Source organism: Fluviicola sp. (assembly GCF_039596395.1).
Classification (GTDB): domain Bacteria; phylum Bacteroidota; class Bacteroidia; order Flavobacteriales_D; family Crocinitomicaceae; genus Fluviicola.
Map to the genome: position 1 here is coordinate 1 of NZ_JBCNJT010000001.1, position 23,697 is coordinate 23,697.

The 23,697-nt window shown below is 44.1% G+C and carries 19 protein-coding genes; 14 read left to right on the plus strand and 5 right to left on the minus strand.

What is annotated here, in order from left to right; translation table 11 throughout:
* The 6 genes from ABDW02_RS00005 to ABDW02_RS00030 all read left to right on the plus strand — a co-directional run.
* On the plus strand, positions 1 to 740 hold a 740-nt coding region (locus ABDW02_RS00005), incomplete at its 5' end, for a T9SS type A sorting domain-containing protein (protein ID WP_343630873.1).
* A 22-nt stretch (positions 741 to 762) separates the two neighbouring features.
* Positions 763 to 1,827 (plus strand): PorV/PorQ family protein, encoded by a 1,065-nt coding sequence (locus ABDW02_RS00010; protein WP_343630875.1) that lies wholly within the window; start codon positions 763 to 765, stop codon positions 1,825 to 1,827.
* A 307-nt stretch (positions 1,828 to 2,134) separates the two neighbouring features.
* Positions 2,135 to 6,364 (plus strand): T9SS type A sorting domain-containing protein, encoded by a 4,230-nt coding sequence (locus ABDW02_RS00015; RefSeq protein ID WP_343630877.1) that lies wholly within the window; start codon positions 2,135 to 2,137, stop codon positions 6,362 to 6,364.
* A 181-nt stretch (positions 6,365 to 6,545) separates the two neighbouring features.
* Positions 6,546 to 7,019, plus strand: coding sequence for a transcription elongation factor GreA (greA, locus tag ABDW02_RS00020; protein ID WP_343630879.1), 474 nt, complete (start codon positions 6,546 to 6,548; stop codon positions 7,017 to 7,019).
* The gene (locus ABDW02_RS00025; protein ID WP_343630881.1) at positions 7,019 to 7,408 is read left to right on the plus strand and encodes an HIT family protein; all 390 of its coding nucleotides are present in this window, start codon (positions 7,019 to 7,021) and stop codon (positions 7,406 to 7,408) included. The genes greA and ABDW02_RS00025 overlap by 1 nt, the downstream gene beginning before the upstream one ends.
* 1 nt (position 7,409) lies before the next feature.
* The gene (locus tag ABDW02_RS00030) at positions 7,410 to 8,189 is read left to right on the plus strand and encodes a DUF4886 domain-containing protein (RefSeq protein WP_343630883.1); all 780 of its coding nucleotides are present in this window, start codon (positions 7,410 to 7,412) and stop codon (positions 8,187 to 8,189) included.
* Positions 8,190 to 8,328: 139 nt separating this feature from the next.
* Here the strand turns inward: ABDW02_RS00030 and ABDW02_RS00035 are convergent, their stop codons facing one another.
* The 4 genes from ABDW02_RS00035 to ABDW02_RS00050 are packed head-to-tail and all read right to left on the minus strand — an operon-like array spanning position 8,329 to position 13,981.
* Positions 8,329 to 9,360, minus strand: a complete 1,032-nt coding sequence (locus ABDW02_RS00035; protein ID WP_343630885.1) for a DUF4886 domain-containing protein — start codon at positions 9,358 to 9,360, stop codon at positions 8,329 to 8,331.
* On the minus strand, positions 9,357 to 10,691 hold the full coding sequence (locus tag ABDW02_RS00040) for an acyltransferase (RefSeq protein ID WP_343630887.1): 1,335 nt from the start codon (positions 10,689 to 10,691) through the stop codon (positions 9,357 to 9,359). Before ABDW02_RS00040 ends, ABDW02_RS00035 begins: the two co-directional genes overlap by 4 nt.
* A 54-nt stretch (positions 10,692 to 10,745) precedes the next feature.
* Positions 10,746 to 12,989 carry a hypothetical protein gene (locus ABDW02_RS00045; protein ID WP_343630889.1) on the minus strand — a complete coding sequence of 748 codons (2,244 nt, stop codon included), beginning with the start codon at positions 12,987 to 12,989 and terminating at the stop codon, positions 10,746 to 10,748.
* Positions 12,971 to 13,981 carry a PorP/SprF family type IX secretion system membrane protein gene (locus ABDW02_RS00050; RefSeq protein WP_343630891.1) on the minus strand — a complete coding sequence of 337 codons (1,011 nt, stop codon included), beginning with the start codon at positions 13,979 to 13,981 and terminating at the stop codon, positions 12,971 to 12,973. Before ABDW02_RS00050 ends, ABDW02_RS00045 begins: the two co-directional genes overlap by 19 nt.
* A gap of 88 nt (positions 13,982 to 14,069) precedes the next feature.
* Between ABDW02_RS00050 and ABDW02_RS00055 the strand changes: the two genes are divergently transcribed.
* Both ABDW02_RS00055 and ABDW02_RS00060 read left to right on the plus strand, forming a co-directional pair.
* Positions 14,070 to 14,459, plus strand: a complete 390-nt coding sequence (locus ABDW02_RS00055) for a hypothetical protein (RefSeq protein ID WP_343630893.1) — start codon at positions 14,070 to 14,072, stop codon at positions 14,457 to 14,459.
* A 172-nt stretch (positions 14,460 to 14,631) separates the two neighbouring features.
* Positions 14,632 to 14,784 (plus strand): hypothetical protein, encoded by a 153-nt coding sequence (locus ABDW02_RS00060; protein WP_343630895.1) that lies wholly within the window; start codon positions 14,632 to 14,634, stop codon positions 14,782 to 14,784.
* 117 nt (positions 14,785 to 14,901) lie between these two features.
* Here ABDW02_RS00060 and ABDW02_RS00065 read toward each other — a convergent pair whose 3' ends face one another.
* Entirely contained in the window at positions 14,902 to 15,861 is a 960-nt protein-coding gene (locus tag ABDW02_RS00065; RefSeq protein ID WP_343630897.1) for a hypothetical protein, read from the minus strand.
* A gap of 188 nt (positions 15,862 to 16,049) precedes the next feature.
* Between ABDW02_RS00065 and ABDW02_RS00070 the strand changes: the two genes are divergently transcribed.
* The 6 genes from ABDW02_RS00070 (at position 16,050) to acs (ending at position 23,572) form a co-directional block, all read left to right on the plus strand.
* Entirely contained in the window at positions 16,050 to 16,565 is a 516-nt protein-coding gene (locus ABDW02_RS00070; protein WP_343630899.1) for a hypothetical protein, read from the plus strand.
* Between the two features lie 388 nt (positions 16,566 to 16,953).
* On the plus strand, positions 16,954 to 18,264 hold the full coding sequence (locus ABDW02_RS00075; protein WP_343630901.1) for a hypothetical protein: 1,311 nt from the start codon (positions 16,954 to 16,956) through the stop codon (positions 18,262 to 18,264).
* 30 nt (positions 18,265 to 18,294) lie between these two features.
* Positions 18,295 to 18,489 (plus strand): hypothetical protein, encoded by a 195-nt coding sequence (locus tag ABDW02_RS00080; protein ID WP_343630903.1) that lies wholly within the window; start codon positions 18,295 to 18,297, stop codon positions 18,487 to 18,489.
* A 105-nt stretch (positions 18,490 to 18,594) separates the two neighbouring features.
* Positions 18,595 to 21,264: an ATP-binding protein gene (locus ABDW02_RS00085; protein WP_343630905.1), complete on the plus strand. Its 2,670-nt coding sequence runs from the start codon at positions 18,595 to 18,597 to the stop codon at positions 21,262 to 21,264.
* 10 nt (positions 21,265 to 21,274) lie between these two features.
* The gene (locus tag ABDW02_RS00090) at positions 21,275 to 21,643 is read left to right on the plus strand and encodes a response regulator (protein ID WP_343630907.1); all 369 of its coding nucleotides are present in this window, start codon (positions 21,275 to 21,277) and stop codon (positions 21,641 to 21,643) included.
* A gap of 24 nt (positions 21,644 to 21,667) precedes the next feature.
* Positions 21,668 to 23,572, plus strand: coding sequence for an acetate--CoA ligase (gene acs, locus ABDW02_RS00095; RefSeq protein WP_343630909.1), 1,905 nt, complete (start codon positions 21,668 to 21,670; stop codon positions 23,570 to 23,572).
* The last annotated feature ends 125 nt before the right edge of the window (positions 23,573 to 23,697 follow it).

Here is a 23,697-nt window from a genome sequence, read left to right on the forward strand (position 1 = left end):
GAGAGAACTCATTCTTGGGAGGAGACAACGGAGCAGACATGGTTTGGAACCCATCCGACCGACAAGTTGACGGAAACGGGCTTCCGGTATTCGGAGGTAACCAGCCGATCTGGGTATTCGGAGTAGATATCAACGGTGAGGGTTGTCCTTACTACGATGGAGTGAATAACTGGGTTTACGATCAGTACCAGATTGGTAACACAACTGCTTACAAGCGTTTGTTCACCAGCTTGATGTGGATCGCCAACACGATCACAGCAGCAGGCCATGATTTCATGGAAACAGACGTACGTATGAAAGTTCGTGTGAACAAGCAATACACCGATTACACTGCAACGGGGATGAACGGAGGACGTCCGATGTATTCCTGGTCAATGGATGATCTTCAGACAACGACAGCAAGCAGAGACGTATTGGCATCCGCGTTGGATCTGATCAATGTGGTACCGAACCCGTACTATGCGTTCTCGGAGTATGAGCGTAACAGAATTGATACACGTGTTAAGATTGTAAACTTACCGGATCAGTGTACAGTAACCATTTACAATGTGAGTGGTAAAATGATCCGTCAGTTCAAGAAAGACAATCAGGTAACGTATATCGATTGGGATTTAAAGAACACGATTGGAGTTCCGGTTGCGAGCGGTGTTTATTTGATCCACGTTGAAGTTCCTGGTGTTGGTGAGCGTATTGTGAAGTTCTTCGGAGGAATGCGCCAAGTCGATCTTGAAACAATTTAATTCATTCTGTTAAGTAAAACGTATGAAATCGATTAATAAAATTATAAGATATACAGCAATTGCTGGGGTAGTGATGAGCTACTCCAGTGTATTCGCTGGGAACGAAGATCGTATCGGATCCGCAGGTGCTACCGAATTATTAGTGAACCCATGGGCTAGAAGTATTGGTATCGGAGATGCAGGTGTATCTCACGTCAATGGTTTGGAAGCTACTTTCACCAATATTGCAGGATTGGCATTTACGGATAAGACACAGATCAAGTTTGACCGTACAAACTGGATGGGAAGTGCGGGAATTGCATTAAACTCGGCAGGTATCGCTCAGCGAATTACTCCGTCTACAGTTATCGCAGTTTCGGTTCAGTCCATGAACTTTGGAGATATTGATAAGACAACGGTAGATTTACCGGAGCCGACTCAAGGAACATTCTCTCCTCGTATGAACGTGTTTAACATTGGTTTTGCACATAGCTTTTCATCAAGCATCTACGGGGGTGTGAACTTCAAAGTAATTTCTGAAAGTATTTCCAACCTGAAAGCAAACGGTATTGCTTTCGATGCAGGTATCCGATACGTTACAGGTGAACAAGACCAGATTAAATTTGGTATTGCATTGAAAAACGTAGGTCCTGTAATGAAATACAAAGGAGATGGTTTATCTGATCAGGTGAATTACCTGACAAATGGTAACCTGGCTACTTTGGAGCAGCGTGCTGCAACGTTTGAATTACCTTCTTTGTTGAACATTGGTGGGTCTTATGACTTCAACTTCAATGAAAGCAATAAGTTGATCGTAGCAGCTGCATTTACTGCAAACTCTTTCCAAAAAGACCAGTACCGTTTAGGATTGGATTATGGATTGACAATCAGCAAAGCTGCATTCAACATTCGTGCGGGATACATCGCTGAGAAGGGAATCTTCAAAACAGAAAACCGTTCAAATGCATTAACTGGTTTTACAGCTGGTTTCTCTGCTGACGCTTTAGTTGGTAAGAAAAAATCTGCTTTAGGATTGGAATATGCCATGAGATTGGCAGGCCAGTTTGGAATTATCCACACATTTGGTGCTACAATCAGCTTGAAATAAGCCTTTGACTTTCTGAAAAGAAAGCTGATAATAAGGAGCCCTGACATTTATCGTCAGGGCTCTTTTTTTGTTCTGTTTTCGCGGTAATTTTCAGCATCAACTTACACCTTCATTTCGACAATAGAATAGGTGAGCACTACAACTCAATTGAATTTGAGCGTGTTTCACGGTTATTTCTCGAAAAACCACCAACCATTTTTTAGGAGCGAACGTTTTATTTTTCAACCCTAACAGGGGAAAGCTACCCATCAAAATCAGTTTACCGGGGACTGCATCAGTAGCAAGTTTGATTTCTAAAAAATAAGTTATGAAACGAAAAATGAACTACTTATCCCTCGTAGTGATGATGTGTTTTATTGGTCAGGCCAATGCGTACAATCATGATTATGAGAAAAGCGGGAAACAGGGCGGCAAGCCAAAACCCAATCCGGTATCAACAAAAGCAGCAACATGTGCGCCTGCGAACTACCGTAAAACCATGGACTTTAACGATGTCAGTTGTCAGCTGGAAACAGGAGGATTATTGTTCCTGGATCGTGCAAACGGGCTGGCAACGTATACCGTTCCGAAAAAGAAAGGAAGCGAAACCGTTGTGACCACCATCTATGCAGGAGCACTTTGGATGGGTGGAACAGACGTTAACGGACAGTTGAAATTAGCAGCTGTAAAATTCCGTCAGGGCAACGATTTCTGGCCGGGTCCACTAAGTATTGATTTTGGGTCCGGAAACTATAATCCGAATGTACCTCAGGGAGATCACGCAGAACGTGGCCATGGTCTGGGAACGATTGATGCGGATCAGTGCTTGTTGTATGACAATATCTTTACCATTACAAAAGCAGGAGTCGTGCAGTTCATAATCTGGAACGAATGTACAACAGGTGATTGTCCTGCCCCGTCCAATGAAACGATGGCACAGATCAATGCCTGGCCGGGTAACGGGGACATTGGTCGCGGACAGGATCAGTTCCTGGCACCGTTCCATGACAATGATCTGGACCTGGTCTACGAACCGGAAGACGGTGAATATCCCTGGTTCGACGATATCCTTGGTCGCGATGAAGTTCAGTGCGGATCTGACAGACGTGTCACTTTGTTTGGCGACATTACCAACTGGTGGGTGTTTAATGACAAAGGAAACGCTCATACGGAATCACAGGGCGAACCGATCGGAATGGAAATACATGCGCAGGCATTTGCTTTTGCAACGGATGACGAGATCAATAAAATGACCTTCTACAACTACGAGTTGATCAACCGGGGTACTCAGACTTTGTACAATACGTATTTTTCCCAGTACATCGATGCCGATTTAGGAAACTACAACGATGACTATGCGGGTTGTGACGTAACACGCGGATTAAGCTACATGTACAACGGTGACCTGAACGACGAACCGAACTCCGGACGTCCGGGATTCGGAGCGAATCCTCCTGCCATCGGAGTGGATTTTTTTGAAGGACCTTATCAAAATGCGGATGGAAGAGATAATGTGGGGCCTGTTTTTGATTCCATTACGAAACAATGGGAGGTTCCGACGGTAGTAGAAGCATTGCTTGATACGGGAATTGTTTACAGAGGTCTGGGTATCGGTTATGGAGACGGAATTGTGGATAATGAACGTTACGGGATGCGTGCTTTTACCATTTACACCGGGTTGAATGCACCTACGGGCCAGGCGGATCCTGAGTCATCCGGTCAGTTCTATAATTACATGCAGGGATTGTGGCAGTTTAATAATCCTTTATACTATGGAGGAACAGGTTTTCCGGGAGCACCTTGCGTGACGGGAATTCGTACCAATTATATGTTCCCGGCAGATTCGGATACTTTGCACTGGGCTACAGGAGGTGTTGATCCGGGATTCCCGTGGTCAGAATTTGAGCCTTGTGGACCAGGATCTACTTCAAATCCTTCCGGTGACCGCCGTTTTGTGCAGTCTGCAGGACCATTTACCTTGACTCCGGGAGCGGTAAACAACATCACTGTTGGTATCGTTTACGCACGAAGCTTTGAAGGGGAAATCTTCTCTTCAGTAAATGCATTGAAAACAGCGGATACGAAAGCTCAGGCTTTGTTTGACAACTGTTTCCGCATTTTGGAACCGCCAAGTGCCCCGGTAATGACTATCCAGGAAATGGGGAATGAATTGATCATTATGCTGGACAACCCGGTCAATTCGAACAATTACCAGGAGAAATACATCCGGGAAGATAAAATAGGAATTATTGATCCGAATGGTGCGGGTGACACGTTACCCAATGGTGATCCGATTATTTACGATAAGTATTACCGGTTTGAAGGATATCAGATCTACCAATTAAAAAATGCACAAGTGGGTGTAACTGATCTGGATGACCAGACTGTGGCCCGTTTGGTTGCGCAATGTGATATCAAGAATGGAGTGAAGCGTCTGATTAATTTTGAAACGGACGAAGAATTAGCCGGTTATTCGTTCCCGGTAGAGAAAGTAAAAGGAGCAGATGCGGGAATTAAGCATACATTTCGTGTAACGGAAGATTTGTTTGCCCAGGGTGACCGGAAGCTGGTAAACTTCAAAACCTATTATTACCTGGCGGTTGCTTACGGATACAACAACTATAAACCTTACGATCCGACAGACCCACAATATTTGGACGGGCAGAAAAAACCATATTTGCGCTCGCGTATCAATGCGGATGGTACTCCATTGGAAGGAATTCCGGCTATTCCGCATAAAATAGCACCTGAGTTGGGTGGTTCACAGGCAAATTCCGTTTATGGACAAACACCACGTATTACACGTTTGGATGGAACGGGGAACGGAGGACGCGAATTACAGCTGACAGCTGCTTCCGAGAGTGCAATTGTGGCCAATGGATTCAAGGACGAATTGGAATACGATTACAACGGCGGGCCGATCAATGTGAAAGTGATTGACCCATTAAATGTGGTAGGAGGATATTTTGAATGTAAATTCCGGAACTATGTGGGAGTCTCAGGAAATGGAAATACTGCATCCCAATACAAAGGAATTGATACGGCAAGCTGGATCGTTTACCATTACGATACGAAAGGCCCGGGGGCAACTTTGCTCGATTCGGTGGCATCCGATGTGACCATTGATCAGCAAAATGAACAAGTAGTGATGGTTCCCAAATGGGGAGTTTCCATAGAAATTGTCCAGGAAAAGTATTATTTCCCAAGTTCGGTAACATCTTCGAACGGATTGTATGCGGATCCTTTGTCGGCAAGTATTTCCTTCTCGGATTCTACGAAGCAGTGGCTGGATTTCATCCGGGATGACGCATCCTTTACACCTAGAAACTGGCTCAGAACAGGAACGTATAATCCGGATTCATTGACAGAATGTGCCGGATTTAATGGGCCGGGATACCTCAGTCCGTGTGCTTACCCGGATGAAATAGGACGAGATCCGAAGGAACAGTATAACAAGTTGCTCGGTGGAGGGGTCGGACCGCATAAACTCACCGGTTATCAACGCGATTTCATGCCGCTTGCTTATCCGCCCAATTACAATGCTTATCCATCGGCGCGCTTGAATGCATCGATCAAGTATTTGCCCAGTGTAGATATCGTCATTACGAAAGATCCCGCGAAATGGACACGTTGCCCGGTGATTGAACTGGGGCGTGATGCTAACCTGAACCAGGGAGGCGGCGCAAAAGGAAAATTACGTGCAGCCCAGTCGGTCGGTAAGGACGGACAGCCGGATGGATCCGGAACCATGGGAATGGGATGGTTCCCGGGATATGCGATCGATTTGGAAACAGGAGCGCGTTTACACATGGCTTTCGGAGAGAACTCGTTCCTGGGAGGAGACAACGGAGCCGATATGATCTGGAATCCCTCAGACAGGGTATTCGATGAAAATGGTTTGCCGGTAGTTGGTGGTAACCAGCCGATCTGGATATTCGGAGTGGATATCAACGGGGAAGGGTGTCCTTATTATGACGGGGTGAACAACTGGGTATACGATCAGTACCAGCTTGGAAATTCGGCATCGTATAAAAAACTCTTTACGAGCCTGATGTGGATTGCAAATACGGTAACAGCTGCCGGACATGAGTACATGGAGTCGGATGTGCGTATCCAATTACGTGTCAATAAGCAATACGCGGATTTTAATGCAACGGGATTGAACGGAGGCCGTCCGATGTATTCCTGGTCCATGGATGATCTGCAAACAACAACGGCTAGCAGAGATGTGTTGGCATCCGCGCTGGACCTGATCAATGTGGTACCGAATCCGTATTATGCTTTCTCTGAATACGAAAGAAACAGAATCGACACGCGTGTGAAGATTGTAAACCTGCCGGACCAGTGTACGGTGACCATTTACAACGTGAGTGGTAAGTTGATCCGTCAGTTTAAAAAAGACAACCAGGTGACGTTTATTGATTGGGATTTGAAGAATACCATCGGCGTTCCGATTGCCAGCGGTGTGTACCTGATCCACGTGGAAGTACCCGGAATCGGGGAGCGCATTGTGAAGTTCTTCGGTGGAATGCGCCAGGTCGACCTGGAAACAATTTAACGGATTTCAGCTGCTTATTTAGTTAAGAAGGCAACCGGAAATTGTCTGATTGGCTGTAAAAACACGTCGAATTACCGAAAATTCTATTGTTTCGATAGATAAAAAAACATATATTTGTTGCAACAGGAGAGTCCATTGGGCTCTCTTGTTGTTATTTATAGCTCATAACAAAGAAAGAATTATGTCAGATTTCGCATATTATACAGAGGAAGGACTTAAGAAGTTGAAGGATGAATTGCACGAAATGAAAACAGTGCAGCGTCCGCGTATATCAGAGCAAATTGCTGAAGCCAGAGATAAAGGTGATTTGTCTGAAAATGCTGAATATGATGCAGCAAAAGAGGCGCAGGGGTTATTGGAGATGAAGATTGCGAAGATGGAAGAATTGCTTTCCAAAGCACGTATCATTGACAATTCGTTGATGGACAATTCCAAAGTATTCATTTTGTCACGCGTAAAAATCAAGAACGTGAACAACAATATGGAAATGGAATATACCCTGGTTGCTGAAAGTGAAGCTGATCTGAAAGAGAAAAAGATTTCTGTGGATTCTCCGATCGGAAAAGGACTTTTAGGAAAGAAAGTAGGTGACATTGCAGATGTGCAAACACCGAACGGCATCATGAAGTTTGAGGTAATGGATATTGCACGCTAATGGCTACGATCTTTTCAAAAATAATTTCCGGGGAAATTCCGTGTCACAAGATTGCAGAAAACGATGATTTCCTGGCGTTCCTGGACATTATGCCTTTGAGAAAAGGACATACTTTGGTCATTCCCAAAAAGGAAACGGATTATATCTTCGATATGGAAGATTCGGAACTTGCAGCAATGATGATCTTTGCCAAGTCTGTGTCCCATAAGATCAAAAAAGTATTTCCCTGCCGAAAGATCGGCGTTACCGTTATCGGATTGGAAGTGCCTCATGCACACATTCACCTGATTCCTATCAATGGAATCGCAGATATGAATTTTGCCCAGGAAAAATTGACCCTTAGCCAGGAAGAACTGGCACAGATTGCACAAGACATTCAAAATGCATAAAATGAATTCAGGCAGGACGACTAACTTTTTATTCGTTCTGCTTCTTTTCGGTTGCTTTTCCTGTTCCGACTCCCACAAAACAACCCACATCCTTTTCGTAGGTAATAGTTATACCTACCGGAATAACATGCCTGCAATCTTTGAACAGATAGCCGAGTCTAAAGGCGAACAAGTCGAAGTATCCCACATTACAAGAGGAAAATATACCTTTTACCTGCAGGCCAAACGCAAAAAGCTCTACAAGGCTTTCCGCAACCAGAAATGGGATGTGATTGTATTGCAGGGATCATCGCGGGACATGCTCCGGGATTCTGCGCGTTTCAATAAACGTACTTATCCTGCGCTGGACAAAATGTTCGGAATGATCCGGGAACACCAAAAAGATGCGAAGGTGTATTTTTACATGACCTGGCCTTACCGTAAAGGAGATCCTAAAACAAAACGTTTCTCGGACCCGGATTCCATGCTTCATGCTGTTGCGGCAGGCTACGATAACCTGAAAAACCGGTACCATGTTCCGGTCGTTCCCGTTGGAAAGGTCTGGAGAAGTTATGTCGTGAAATATCCCGATTCCAGATTATACCTCAAAGACAATTCACATCCGACCTATGAAGGGTCTTACCTGGTGGCTTGTACGATGTATTCGGCTATTTATGGAAAAAGTCCGCAGGGAGCAGATAAACTGGCAATTCAGAACCAGGAGGAATATGAACGTATTCAGCAATTTGTAGGTAAAGAATACCGTACGGAAGAATTTCAGTCGTACCTGAGGGCAGAATGAGAATGAGAATGAGGATTTGACTTCGTTCTGCTTATCATTCTTAGCAGTTCCCGGAACAGAGCGTTACTTTATTTAGAATCAGGTTCAGAAAATTGAAACAGCACACGTGGGTTGAACCTCACTTTGTTTCTCCTTCTGATTATTTTCCCTGATTTGCTTTTTTGACCTTATTGGAAACCGTGACCCGCTTCTTCAGCGTAAAATTGTTACAGTTCTGCCTCATATGAAGTGTTACCGTGTACGTTCCGGAAGTTTTGTAGTAATGCTTCGGATTTTTCTTGGTGGAAGTCACTCCGTCCCCGAAATCCCAATAGTACTCTCCCTTGTTGTTGGTCTGATTGGTAAATTGCGCTGCCAGCCAGGTTTCCTTCACCTTGAAATCCATTACCGGCGTTTCTTTAATGTCGAAAACACGTGTCTGGTTCAGTTTGTACTGGTTCAGGTTCTTCAGCACAACATTCGCTGCTGCCTGTTCAATGATTTTCCAATACGTGCTGTCTACTCTTTTCGGAGCAGTTCCGCCAACCGGAGATTCTTTGTAAATGGATGCAAAAGCCGTGCATGCCGCCGTAAAACTTCCCAAAGCATTCGGGTGATAGCGGTCTGTGAAATACAAATCAATTTCCGGGTGTGTTTCCCGGATGTTCTTCCAGACCATTCCCACAGGAATTACCGGGTAATGCAGGGAATCACTCATCATCATATAGCCGTTCCAGATGCGTTGCTGCATTTTCGGATAGGTGTCATTTGCCGGTTGTTCCGGGTAGCCTTTTTCGTAGCCCCAGGTCATGTAGAAATAAATCTGGGCACAAGGACTCGTTTTCAGCACGCTGTCGATCAATATTTTTGCATACGGGATTGATTCTTTCAGGATTACGGAACTGTCTTCCGCAAACTCGCGGGAGAACCCCTGGATCAAAACATAGTCCCACTTACGGGTTTTCATTTTGACATAGGTACTCGGACGTTCGCTGTGTGCTTTTAAAGTACTTCCGCTCACGGCAATGGAATCCGCGTAAACATTTTTCCCTTTTGATTGCGCCAAGTGCTCGAAAATCTTCGGCATGTTGTTCATGTGCGTAAAACTGTTCCCGATAAAAAGAACGTTTGTAGGCTGCTGACCAAAACTAAGACCGGTGATTAAAGAAAAGAATAATGCTAATTTATTCATTTACGAAGCTTTTTTTTTCGTTTAGGATAGAAAATACCGAAGACTTTGTAGTACAGTTCCGTTAACGGTTCGATGTACTTCACCATGATGACGAAGCATGTGATAAAGAATGCTGAAATGGAAACTGCGACCCATGGATTGAATTGTCTGTGATACCACGGCTCCGGATCAAGTCCTATGCCAATAATTCCTGCATACAGGATAATCACGTGAACGATATAAACCGGGAAGGTGGTCTGGCCCATTTTCAGGAACAACGGTGCATTGATCTTGAAGTTTGCATCTACGAGCATTAACGTTCCCAACAACATGGCAACCTGTCCCAAACGGGCAAAACCGGTCGTGTTGTTTTCGAAACATCCCGTTCCGCCAATCCAGTTTGTTAACTGGTCGATTTCATGGAAAAGGCTTTGTCCGGCTATGTTGAAGAACAAACCGATGACAATAAACGTTACACCGAACCACCACTTGCGTACATTGTGTTCGTAATGACGGATAATCGCTCCGATCATTCCTCCCATCAACACATACCCGGAATAACGCACAAAACTGAAGTCGGAGAATTCTCCGTAGATCATATTCTGAACAAACTTCGGTGCTCCGTGCGGAATGAAGTAATTCGGATCTTTCGGCGTTTTGATTCCTTCGGAAACACCATACAATTTGATGTGTTCTTTCAGGTATCCGTAAATGATGAAAATCGTTAATCCCGCTGCCAGGTAATACAAGTAAAGCGGCCCTTTTTTAATGATTTTGTAAATCCCGAAAGTCAACAGCAGGAAGAAAATCCCGAACCCGATGGACTGCAAAACGTGAAATGCCTGGAACCAGCTGAAATGATAGGTGAAAATCCATGCTTTGGCATTATATGCCGTTGGAAAGAAAGGAACGAAAACATCGTGGAACCATGAGCCGATCATGTCAAAGAAACTGGCATTCTTCAGTTTTCCCCAGGCTTCAAAACCATAGCTGGTATCGCGGATAAATGTAATCAGGTCGAATTGGATCAAATAACCCCAAAATAATAGCATTTTCACGCGCCCGAATCCTTTTTTTACCCGTTCATTACTGAAATAAGGCTCATCGGTATTTTTACTCAACAGGTAAACGAATACAACTCCGGTTACAGCAAAGAACAGGGGAGATGTAAGTCCGTGGAGATTGTGCCAGAAATTAAAGAGCCAATTATTGTCGTCCCGGTATTTATCAGCAAGCGCCGAACCGGTAAAATGGCCTTCCAGCATCATCAGAATGGCTATCGAACGAGCCATATCTATAAACTTCAATCTCGGACGGGCCGCCAATGGCAATTCACCACTTTCTACTGTCATAGTTTGGATTTACGCGCAAAGATACATTTTATAACCATTCAATTCAAGAATTTGCTATTTAGGCGTTTCGCCCAGCAGCATCAACCGAATCGGAGTGGTGTAACCTTCAAAATAAATGAGGATCGGGAAAGAGAAAATTCCGTCCGGTAGTTTTTTGACGGTTACCGCCTGTATGAGCGAATTTCCGTGAGGCGGAACGTTACTTCCGAATGTGAAATTCACCAAATCGCCTTCTGTTTTAATGGCACTGATCTTCAGACTTTTTTCATGGTTGTTGTGAACCGTGAACTGGAAACTTTTTTCTCCCTGCTGGATCTTGCCGAGCGTAATGACATTCGGCACACAGTCTACGAAGAAGAAAATGGAATCCGTTTCCAGGTAGCTCACACTTTGGATCTCAATTTTCCGTTCCCTGGCTGCCGCTCGGGAGAAAACCGAGTTTTTCACATCGTTCGGGTTGTCGCTGGTGATCTGATTGGCAGTATATTCCCCGTAAGGAACACCAACCAGTTCCAGCTTTCCGCCATTGCCTGCCGTTCCGTCGAGATACGGAGCGAAAATACCGTTGTCATAAGCCCTCAAATAATTTCCGAGCGACATAATCCGGCGCTGGGTCAAAGCCACGTTGTATTCCGTTTTCGCCAGTGGAGAAGCAAAACCGCGGATGTTCAGGCGTATTTGAAATCCTTTTTGGAGTTCTTCCAGTAAAAGTGTCTGGAACAACACCAGGTCTTTCACTCCCTGTTCCACGTATTCCAGGAAAAAGCTCTCGATGTCTTCTTCTGCTTCCACTATTTTTTCGGCACTTAAACCTTTGGAATATTCTTTCCGGTATTCGGGAAGCATGGCGATGTAATCGTTGTAGCTGTTGATGTAATTGACTTTGGTGGTGGTTTCTTTGGAACGCGGATCCGGAATGTCGTTGTGGAAGTAAAGCGTTACCGGAAGCCGTTTGTTCAGTTCTGCGAGAGTTTCCTTCTTGGTTTCCGGAACGATGATACGCGGATGTTTATACCCGAAAATATCGCTGCAGCACGTTGGATTTTTGACGTATTGCACTCCGAGCCGGTTACTGGAAACATACATGCTGTCGCGGTCCTCGAAATAGTAAATGTCGTTTGCGGCACTATTGATCGGCAACCCCAGGTTTTGTGGTGCTTCCCATCTTCCGTTCTTTAGTTCGGTGTAAAACACGTCGTAACCGCCAAAACCGTCGAACCAGGAAGAGGAAAAATACAGGCGTTTCTTGTCGGCATTGTAAAACGGGCTGATGTCGTTATCCGGTGAATTGGCAGCATTCAACGCCCTGACTTTTGAAAACTGGTTTCCGTTGTTTTTAATCACCGAATAGTAGAGGTCCATTCCGCCTTTTCCGTCTTCGCGATTGGAGGAAAAGATCAGCCATTCTTCGTTCTCGATGACTGCAATAGTCGGAGTCGTATTGTTCGTTCCGGGTTCGTTGATGATCTCTCCGAGCGGATTCGGGTTGGACCATTTTCCGTTTTGGAAGGAAGAAACCCAGATCTGGCAGTTGAATTGATTTTCATCGCCGCCGCAATTGCTGTAATAGAACCTTTTGCCGTCCGGAGAAAAAGCCCCGTTCCCGGTATTGACCTCTGCTTTGTTCAATGCTTCCAATAATCCCGGGTTGACTTCTTTCAAACTGTCTTTCCAGGCTGTAAAGTAAAGCCGGTTCTTGTAGTTGTCGTCAAGCATTTCTTCGCCCGTATTTTCTTTCTTGCTGCGCATGGAAGAGAGAACGAATTGTCCCTGGGAAACAGTGTGCCCGAATTCCGAATTGACCGTGTTCAATCCTTTCGGAAGTTCGATTGGTTCCAGGTCGGAAGTGTCTTTCAATGCGGCCTGAGCCCATAAACAAGATTCCAGTTCGCGCTTGGACTTCAGGTAATTGTAGGTCCGTTTGTCTTTCGAATACTTCTTTTTGGCCCGTTTGAATAATTCGATCGCTTCGGCATAATGGCCGTTCTGTTTTTCCATCAATGCCCATTGGAGCAAACTCGCCGGGTACATGGATGTTTCTTCTTTTTCGTATACTTTTTGATAGTAATAGCTTGCTCTCCGGTAATCTTTATAAGCCCGCAATGTTTCGGCATATTTCCATAAAATACTCACCGTATTGGAATCCATTTCCATGGCTTTTTCATAATACTGAAGCGCATAGATGTAATCTCCTTTTGCGTATTGCTCGTCTGCAAAGTCGAGGTATTTACCCAGCAGATTTTGTCCGTAGCCGGTAAATGAAAGAAGGGCAAATAGGATTAAATATAATCTGGACATATGCGGTGAACGACTTTTTTGGGTTTGAAACGGGTAATGATGTATTCAACGGAGATTTCGAGTCCTCCGCGGGCCGTACTTGCCGGAATCAACTTGGAAATATTGGTGTCGTAACTGGCAGCTACCGACCAGTTCTGCATGGCGAGTCCCAGGCGAACAACTACTGCATCCCGTGAGCGGAACCACAATCCGCCGTCAACAGCACGATAGGTTCCCAGTTTGTTGATCAGCGTATAGCGCACCTGCGAACCGATGATCAATTCGCGGTATTTTCCCTGGAGATTGAATCCCAATCCGGGAATAACGGCCAATTCTTTATTGATTGCGTGATCTACCTGCGAAAAAAGGCTGAAACGGATGTCTCTCGGAACTTTTACCCCGTAAAATCCCTGGTTCGGGCGGTTTAAATTATGTCCGCTGAGTCCGGTTTTCACCGAATTTCCTTTTCCGTAATAGTAACAATGTACAATCCCGACGGCGCTGGTCAAATTTGCACGGCTGTCGTTTTGGTAGGCCTCATTCGTTGGCAGGCTGGCATCGAAAATGATCCCGTTGAATTGATTGTCGAAGTAGAATTTATCCATGTTTACCTTGCGGTAATTCAGTCCTACTTGTATGCCGACACTCAGTGTTTGGGAAGAATCGGAAGTTAATTTCAGGTTTTTGGCAACACTTCCCAGGAATTCCAGGGTTTGATAAAATCCGTCGCCCACATTGTCGTGAAAGAGAATTGCTCCGAAATTGATTCCTTTTTGTTTCCACTTCATATCGCCTGCTACAGCAAAAGTTTGAAAAGGAACAGTGACACTTCTCCACTGGTCTTTGTAATTTCCCGTCAGGCGGATATCTCCCGCAAAAAGGCCTGAGTTGGCCGGATTTTGGTAAATAGGCTGCCGGTTGAGGTGCGAGAAATGGATATCCTGAGCAAATGACCTGAAAGTACACGCCGTTACAAAAAGTCCGATAAGCAGGTAATAGTTCCTTTTTCTCATTGAATCAAATATACAATAAAATCAATCAGGACGTTACTTCCATCAAATCCGGAAGGACAGCTCGAATAAATTGGGTACTTTCGCTGGTATGAAACAAGTATGTCTAATTATCGGAGTTGTTTTTTTGTTGTGTTCGTTTAAAAGCGACGGACTTATTGAACGGGTTTATCCTGAGTTATTAGGAGACTACGATTTTTACAAATCGGTTGCAGACAGATCTACTTCTTATGCAAAAGACGGGAAAGATGTGTTTACGGTAAAGATCACGAAGAAAGACCAGATTTTGTTTTTCAGGAATAAAAAGAAAGAGCGGAAAATGCATTTCGTGGAAACTAAAATGCCTTTTCTGGATGATGAAAATCACGTGCTTTTCGGAAGTAAGGGGAATTACGAACCCATGTTTTATAGAGGAGACACGATTGTGATCCAAAGCTACCCGATCGAATTCCAGGATAATTACTTCATAAAGAAAAAATAATTCCATTTAATGAACATGGCAATATAGCCATATTGAAATTTCGCGATTTTGAGTTGTTGCAATTTTGAAATATCGAAATGTTGTGACTTTGAGATGTTGCTGTGCCGGAGTGATGTGAATCAGATTTTCTGAATTTTTAAAGGGGGGGGTATCACTATAAATCACTTATTTCGTGGGAATTAAAATGCCTTTTTTGGATGGTGAAAATCATGTGCTTTTCGGAAGTAAGGGAAATTACGAACCCATGTTTTATAGAGGAGACACGATTGTGATCCAAAGCTACCCGATCGAATTCCAGGATAATTACTTCATAAAGAAAAAATAATCCCTTTAATGAACATGGCAATATAGCCATGTTGAAATTTCGCAATTTTGAAATGTTGCGATTTTGAAATATCGAAATGTTGTGACTTTGAGTTGTTGTTGTGCTGAGTAATGTGAATCAGATTTTCTGAATTTTTAAAGAGGGTTTGTCGCTATAAATCACATATTGACCGTTTTTATAATAAGCCTGCAACTTTTCTTTTTCCCCGGAAACACTTACTTTTTTATCCCTCCCTACAAAATCCTTCGGAACTCGGAATACATTTTGGTCCTGGTTGATGATCACATATTTCGGGCAGATTTTAGGATCCAGTTTCTGATTCAGGGTCAATGAATACCGGATGGTTGTAGGCGTTTTAAGGATTACCCGGATCTGACCAACCGGAATACGGATCAACAAGTCATTTTTAATTTGCTTCGTAATGGATTTGGATAGTGGAAAAGCCGCCTCGGCCATGACTTTGATTTTTTTCGGGTGATACGTAATGAGGGGTTTGTTCTTTTTGACATACTCATCGGTGTGAGCATATGTTTGCGTGATGAAGCCATCTTCCGGGCTTAATTGAAAATAATTCTGCACAGCAGCTTCTTTCTTTTGGATGGCATCGTATTTTTCCCTGATTTTCGCTTCTTCGAAGAATCCTGCCTCTTCTTTGTATTCAAAAACCGGGAAAGCAGGCATGATCTTATCGGGAGTCAGTTTTGCAGCAAAATCGCGCCATTTCTTTTCAATGGGCTGCAGTGATTTCGGAAGATTATTGAGCAGGTCCGTTAAATCACTTTTCAGTGCTTCTTTCTCGCCGCTGAGCTCTACAAATGAATCGTAATTGTCGAATTGTACGAGCAGGCTGTTCTTTTTGAATTCCGGATTCTCTACCAGGCGTTCCAATTTTCCGGTGCGCTGCGCAAGAATGGTTTTTTCGGGAATGACGAAGTTTAAGAAGACAGTATCGCGTTGTTGTTTTCCGGAAAGAGTACGGATTTTGTCAGAAGTGTCGGAAACGTTGGTGTTGTTTTCACCGGAGCATGAAAACACGAATAGGATTGGGAAAAAGACAAAGGCTCGACACACTCTCATACTGCTCTTTTCATAAATGTACAACCAAAAACCAAAAGCGTTGAAAGTTTGTGAAAACTTGGACAAAGAATGTTAATAACTTAGTTAACATTTAAATAACATGCTTTAAAAATAACAGGGCGTTCCCACCTAAATTTGTAAGTAACGAATAATGCAGGCCTATGCTAGGGACACTATTAAAAAAAAGATTGTCGGACACACAGTTAGCGAATGTTTTCCTGAACGGGATCTTCGAGATTGTCGACAATGGTTTCGTTGAGGTTGTGGATCTAATCAATGAAGACTTGGCTTTTGTTACTTCACCTTCCATTCCTGTGGAACGCAACGGACAATTTACCATGATTGTAGTTGTTGCGAATATTTCTGCTCTGGAGACGACTTTTGAGACGGTTCAGGCAAACAGGATCGAAAAGATCATTTTTGAACAACTGGGTTCACTGATGGGAGTGTCTGCTATTGATGCGGAAGCAAAAGTACGTGAATATCAAAAATTTATGCAGCGTATCAACCATCCTTCCAAGAATATGGTTTATGCGATGTCTAAAGCAGTATTCCAGAAATACGACCTGAATGATTTCCAGGATGAATACTTCAGACGCCTTCAGTCCCCGAATCCGTTATTCCTGAAAAGAATGGACCAGGTGATGGTCAATTTCCTGTGGGATTGGGACTCCTTCTTCAAGAAATACAAGATTGATGAATAAACCGAAGCCCTGACCGAAACGTCAGGGTTTTTTGTTTCCAGATGGCTGAATGCTTAAGTTGAAGCAACAGCAAAGGCGCAGCGGGGTCGAAGCACCGGAAACAACCAGGGTCAACTTTCTAAAGTTGAAGTTTCTTTTTAATTAAATTGCTAAAATGATATAGCTTTACTAAAAAAAGATAGTCATTCTGTATGTCTTTAAATTCTTGATATTTTTAGGGTGTTCAATCGCATGAAATCACTTTTTATAGTTGATGTTTTGCATTTTTTCTTTTTAAAAATGGTGTAAATATATACTTAACATTTTCCTATATCTCTTTTTGACAGTTGTTTCCTTTTTCGTCTCTTAGCCTCACTATCCTGGTTATTAACGAAAATTCAAAAGAGATATGAAACATCTACTACTTTTTGGAGCTATTGCGTTCTTTGCGAGTCCGTTATTCGGACAAGGATTTCCCGGATATGACGGCGGGTTGAAAATCAAATTGAATGAAGACGGATCGAAGTATATTCGCTTCATTACCTGGCATCAAATCTGGTTGAAGTATAATCAGAACAACGACGGGAGCACACTTGCCGGAAAGCCGATCAACGAATCCTACGACCTTTCTATCAGAAGATCACGTTTCCTGACCTACTCGCAAATCAATGACCGTTTCCTGATCCTGACACATTTCGGGATTAACAATCAAAGTACCTTCAGTGGTGGAGCTTCTGCTGCAAACGGGAAAAAGCCCCAGTTGTTTCTGCATGAAGCTTATGTCGATTACACTGTGTTCAAGCGCTTTTTGAATATCGGTGCAGGCTTGCATTACTGGAACGGGGTTTCACGTATGACAAGTACCAGTACTTTAAACTTCATGGCTCAGGACGCTCCGATCTTTAACTGGTATAACATCGATAAAAGCGATCAGTTTGCGCGTTACCTGGGAATTTTCGCAAAAGGAAAGATCGGAAAGCTGGATTACCGCCTGGCTGCCAACGATCCGTTTCAGGCAAATGAGGCAAAAGCAATCGCTACGAATGTTTCCGATTACAACCCGTATAACCGTTCCTGGAGTACAGCCGGGTATATTCACTACGAGTTTTTGGACGAGGAAAGTAATTTGCTTCCGTTCATGGTCGGGACTTATTTGGGAACGAAGAAAGTATTCAATATCGGAGTTGGGTTCGATCATTGGAAAAACGGAATGTGGCACCGCAATTCGGATGGAGATACGGTCATGCAGGATCAGTTGCAGCTTGGGGCAGACGTATTTCTCGACATGCCTTTGAGCAAACGCAAAGATGCGATTACCTTTTATGGAAGTTATTACAACTACAATTTCGGGAAGAATTACGTGAGAAGCATCGGGATTTTAAATACTGCTGACGGCGGCGGTGTGTATCGCGGAAATGCTTTGCCTACTATCGGAACCGGGCAGATCTTCTACGGGCAATTGGGTTATTTATTGCCGAGCTTTGATTTGGTAACACGTTTCCAGGTTTACGGGGCATTTTCTCATGCGCGCTTCGTCGGATTACGCAATGCTGCGGATCAATTGGTTCCTGTGAATACGATAGATGCGGGCTTGAATGTGTTCCTGGCGGGGCATCACTCGAAGATCACATTAAACTATCGGGCAAGACCTGATTTTTCGAATATAGAAAGTGTAAATTATAAGAATGAACTGACACTTCAATTTATGGTTTACCTGTAAATTGGTGTATCTTTCAGGTTAAAAGAAAACATGGATAAACGCAAAATACAAACGGGTTACTTTTTGCTTGGGTTACTTGGATTCGTTTTATTTAATTATCCGGTTATTAACCTGATGGAAGGAAAAGTTTGGTTGGGAATTCCGGCTTTGCTGATCTATTTCTGCGGGGTAGTGTTATGCATCAGTGTGGTCGGTTTTCTCATCGCCAAACGAAACAAAGAATGAAAACAGGTTCAATGATTTAAAAGTTAAAAAGTTCAATGAAATGCTTCGTTTAAACGTTTTGAACCCTTTTAACTCTTGAACTTTTTTCAGATAACTGAAAAATAAATGAGCGGCTTATTAATTTTAGTCATAGTGGCGTATCTTGCAATGCTGTTTTTCGTGGCATACAGGATTGATGCGTCCACCAGGCTGAGATTACGGGTGGCCAATTCGCCTACGATCTATGCACTTTCACTGGCAGTTTATTGTACTGCATGGACTTTCTTCGGAAGTGTCGGCGGAGCTTCTGCTTACAATATCCAGTTTCTCACCATCTACATAGGGCCAATCGTATTGATGCCCTTTTTGTGGTTTATCTACCGCAAGTTTATTCGTATTTCCAAAGTACAGGGAATCTCTTCCTTATCTGACTTCATTGCTAACCGCTACGATAAAAGTATCGGATTGAACCGCCTGGTTGCTGTTTTGTTGATGCTTGGAATTATTCCTTACATCGCCCTTCAGATTACCGGGATCGATAAAGCGATCGAAACCATTGTGACCAATAACGGGACGGAGCAAAATGCCTGGCTGCGCTATGTGGATACCAGTTTGCTCGTAACGCTGGGTTTGGGGTATTTCATTATTATTTTTACTACCAAACGTTTTCAGGAAAAAGAGCAAAATACCGGTTTGGTGGGTGCTATAGCGCTTGAATCGATTGTGAAGCTGATCGTCTTTTTATTCTTCGGGATTTACATAGTATGGTATGCCGGAGACAAGCCGGAGCTGTTTGCGGATTTCGATGCAGCCAAACTGAAATTGAACCCGAATAACGATTACGGGCAGTGGTTCGGAATGATCTTTTTATCGGCACTGGCATTCCTGTTTTTGCCGCGCCAGTTTGAAATGGGGGTGGTTGCCGCGGCCAATGAACGCAAGGTAAAACGTGCTATCTGGATGTTCCCCGTTTACCTGTTGTTGATCAATGTGTTTGTGATCCCGATTGCAATTATCGGCAATAACATGTTTGCTGAAAGCAGGATGAACCCGGATATGTACATGCTTTCCATTCCGATCCACCTGAACCAGGGCTGGATGGCTTTGCTGGTTTTATTGGGAGGTTTTTCTGCGGCCAGCGGGATGATCATTGTAGCTACACATGCCTTGAGTAAGATGGTTTCGAATGCGATCCTGATGCCCAGCTTCATCAATAACCGTTTTGTGCTCAACCGCTTCAGGGACCGCAATCACCGAATTCCTGTTTTCTTTAGAAGACTGAGTATTTTCACCGTGCTTTTACTGGCTTATCTCTATCACAAGCTGGTTGTGGCTGATTTTACTCTGATTTCCATCGGGTTGGTTTCTTTTGTGGCGGTAGCGCAATTTGCACCTGCAATCCTGGGGGGAATTTTCTGGAAACTGGGAAACAAGTACGGTGCAATTATCGGGATTTCACTCGGGTTCTTTGTGTGGCTGATATTCCTGATCGGCCCTACTATTCTGAATGTGAATGTACATGGTTTGTTTGGTACCGGACAAAATCCGTTACGTCCCGAAGGTGATTTGATCACAACGGTCTTATTCTGGAGTTTGTTGCTGAATACACTGGGTTATACCGTGGGGTCGGTACTGACCAGACAAACGGCTTTGGAGCAGAACCAGGCAACATTATATGTCGATATCATGAATTATTCCACAGACCTGGATTCGGGCGCTGTGTGGAAAGGGAAAGCGTTTTTCCCGGATATTAAATCCCTGTTGTCCCGCTTCCTGGGTGAAAAAAGAGTGACAGCCGAATTGAACCATTTTGCACAAAAGCAAGGGATTGATCTGGCTGTGCAGGATGAATTGGATCCGCGCCTGATCGGTTATTCGGAAAAAATGCTGAGTTCGATTGTGGGAGCTTCTTCCGCAAAAATCCTGATCTCATCGGTAGTGAAGGAAGAAAAATTGTCGATGGAAGACGTGGTAAATATCCTGGAAGAATCCCAGAAAATCATTGCCATCAACAAAGAGTTGCAGCAACGCACCGATGAATTGAAACGTATGTCGGAAGCATTGAAACTCGCGAATGCCCGTATGAAAGAAAACGATTTGCTGAAGGACGAGTTCCTGTATACAGTTACGCACGAAATGCGTACGCCTTTAACTTCGATCAAGGCAATGAGCGAATTGCTCTCGGATGAAGAAGATGCTATGCCGGAAGAAATCAAAAAGGAGTTCCTGAATACCATTCTGAAAGAATCGAACCGTATGACGCGTTTGATCTCGCAAGTGCTGGACCTGGAGAACTTTGAATCCGGAAAGCATCAGTTGATTATTGATAAAGTGGATATTTCGGAATTGATCCAGCATTGTTTGCAATCGCTGGACGGTGTGTTTAAGCAAAACAACATACAGGTGTGTATTGATGTTGAGGATTCGCTTCCGGAACTGTATGCGGATTCCGACAGGATAACCCAGGTTGTGTTGAATTTACTGGCAAATGCTGCCAAATATTGTGATAAAGAAAGCGGAAAAGTATGGGTTGACGTTGCGCGAAACGGTTCGGTGCTGCAGGTAAAAATTGCAGACAACGGCCCGGGAGTTATTCCGGAATTGCGCGAAATAATTTTTGAGAAGTTTTTCCAGGCAAAGAACCAAACCATGCGAAAACCGAAAGGAAGTGGTTTGGGGTTGGCAATTTCAAAAAAAATTATCCAACTTCACGAAGGGAAAATAGGTGTGAGCACCAATGAGCCGGAAGGTTCGGTATTTACATTCAGTATTCCTTTTACCCAGAACAGAGATTAGAAAAGAAATGATGGCAGGAAAGAAGATTTTAATAGTAGACGATGAGCCGAATATTGTGTTGTCGTTAGACTATTTAGTGAGGCGGAAAGGGTTTGTTCCATTGATTGCGCGAAACGGTACGGAAGCATTGAGCGCGGTAAATGAGCATGTCCCGGATTTAATTATCCTGGATATTATGATGCCCGATATTGACGGGTATGATGTGTGCCAGACCATTAAAAGTAACCCGGCATTCAATCATACGAAGATCATTTTCCTTTCTGCAAAATCACGGCCTGAGGATATTTCCAAAGGGTTGAGCATGGGAGCCGACAAGTATGTCACAAAGCCCTTTAGCACCAAACAGTTGTTGGTAGAGATCATCGACTTGCTGAAATAAAAATCTGTAATAAAAACTGGAACTATGAATAACATGCAAATTAAAACCTTGGAGGAGTATCATGAAAAGTATGCTCAAAGCGTCTCAAATCCGGAAGGGTTTTGGGAAGATATCGCCAATGAGTTTCAATGGATGAAAAAATGGGATAAGGTGCTGGAATGGAACTTTACCGAGCCGAATATCCAATGGTTTAAAGGCGCAAAGCTGAACATCACGGAAAATATGCTGGACCGGCACCTGGAAAAACGCGGAAACAAACTGGCGTTGATCTGGGAACCGAATGACCCGAAACAGCGGTTTATACGATACACTTACCGGGAATTGTATGAGCATGTATGCCAGTTTGCAAATGCACTGAAAGCACAAGGTGTACAAAAAGGTGACCGTGTGTGTATCTATATGCCCATGATTTCCGAACTGGCAATTGCTGTGATGGCATGTGCGCGTATCGGAGCAATACATTCGGTGGTTTTTGCGGGGTTTTCGGCAACGGCACTGGCAGACCGTATTGAAGATGCTCAGGCAAAATTGGTCATAACATCCGACGGGTTGAACCGTGGTCCCAAGCAGATTCCTGTAAAACGCGTTGTTGACGAGGCATTGGAAAATGTGAAATGCGTGGAGAAGGTCATTGTTTTTGATTGCCTGGGCTGGCTTCCGCATATGCAGGAAGGTCGCGATATCTGGTGGTCAGATGCTGTTGCCGGACAGGAAAAGAAATGTGCTCCGGAACCGATGGATGCGGAAGATCCGCTCTTCATTCTCTATACTTCCGGTTCTACCGGAAAACCAAAAGGAGTGGTCCATACCTGTGGCGGCTACATGGTTTATACTGCTTACTCGTTCCAAAATGTGTATCAATACGAAGAAAGTGACGTGTTTTGGTGTACGGCGGATATCGGCTGGATCACCGGACATTCTTACATTGTTTACGGGCCATTATTGAGCGGTGCAACGACAGTGATGTTCGAAGGAGTTCCTACTTACCCGGATGCCGGTCGCTTCTGGCAGGTAATCGATAAATACGGAGTGAACCAGTTCTTGACTGCCCCGACTGCTATTCGTGCGCTAATGGCCTGCGGGGAAGACCACGTGCTTTCTTATAGTCTGGATTCGCTGAAGGTGATCGGAACGGTTGGTGAGCCGATCAACGAAGAAGCCTGGAAATGGTATCATTTGCATGTCGGGAAAGGACGCTGTCCGGTGGTTGACAACTGGTGGCAAACGGAAACCGGCGGGATTATGATCTCGGGAATCGGGAATATTTCTCCTCAGAAACCGACTTTTGCAGGATATCCGTTGCCGGGAATTCAGCCGGTGCTTTTGAACCAGGAAGGAAAAGAAATCGAAGGACCGAACGAAGAAGGGTATCTGTGTATCAAATTCCCGTGGCCGTCTATTCTCCGCACAACTTATGGAGATCACGAGCGCTGTCGCATCAATTATTTCTCACATTACGACGGGTACTATTTTACCGGTGACGGTGCAAAGCGCGATGAAAACGGTATGTACCGCATTATCGGGCGCATCGATGACGTGATCAATGTTTCGGGGCACCGTTTCGGGACTGCTGAGATCGAGAATGCGATCAATACGAATAAACTGGTTGTTGAATCTGCGGTAGTCGGTTATCCGCATCCGGTGAAAGGCCAGTCGATCTATGCGTTTGTGGTTTGTGAGAACGAAGTTCCTGCCGATCAACAGGATCAGGCGAGAGGTGAGATTGTGGAGTCAGTTGTGGCGGAAATTGGTAAGATCGCCATTCCGGAGAAGATCCAATTTGTTTCCGGTTTGCCAAAAACACGTTCCGGCAAGATCATGCGCCGTATCCTGCGTAAAATTGCTGAAGGCGATACCAGTAGTCTGGGCGATACCTCTACGCTCCTGGATCCGTTGGTGGTGGATGAGATCGTGGAGAATGCGTTGTAAATATTGACAGAATAAAAATCGGTATCCCGGTCCGCAGCTGCGGATCGGGATTTTTTGTTTAAAAGCAAATGTAGCATGGTAGCGCGGTAAGAATTGAGTCAAAAAAAACGCTTCTCCACCTAAGT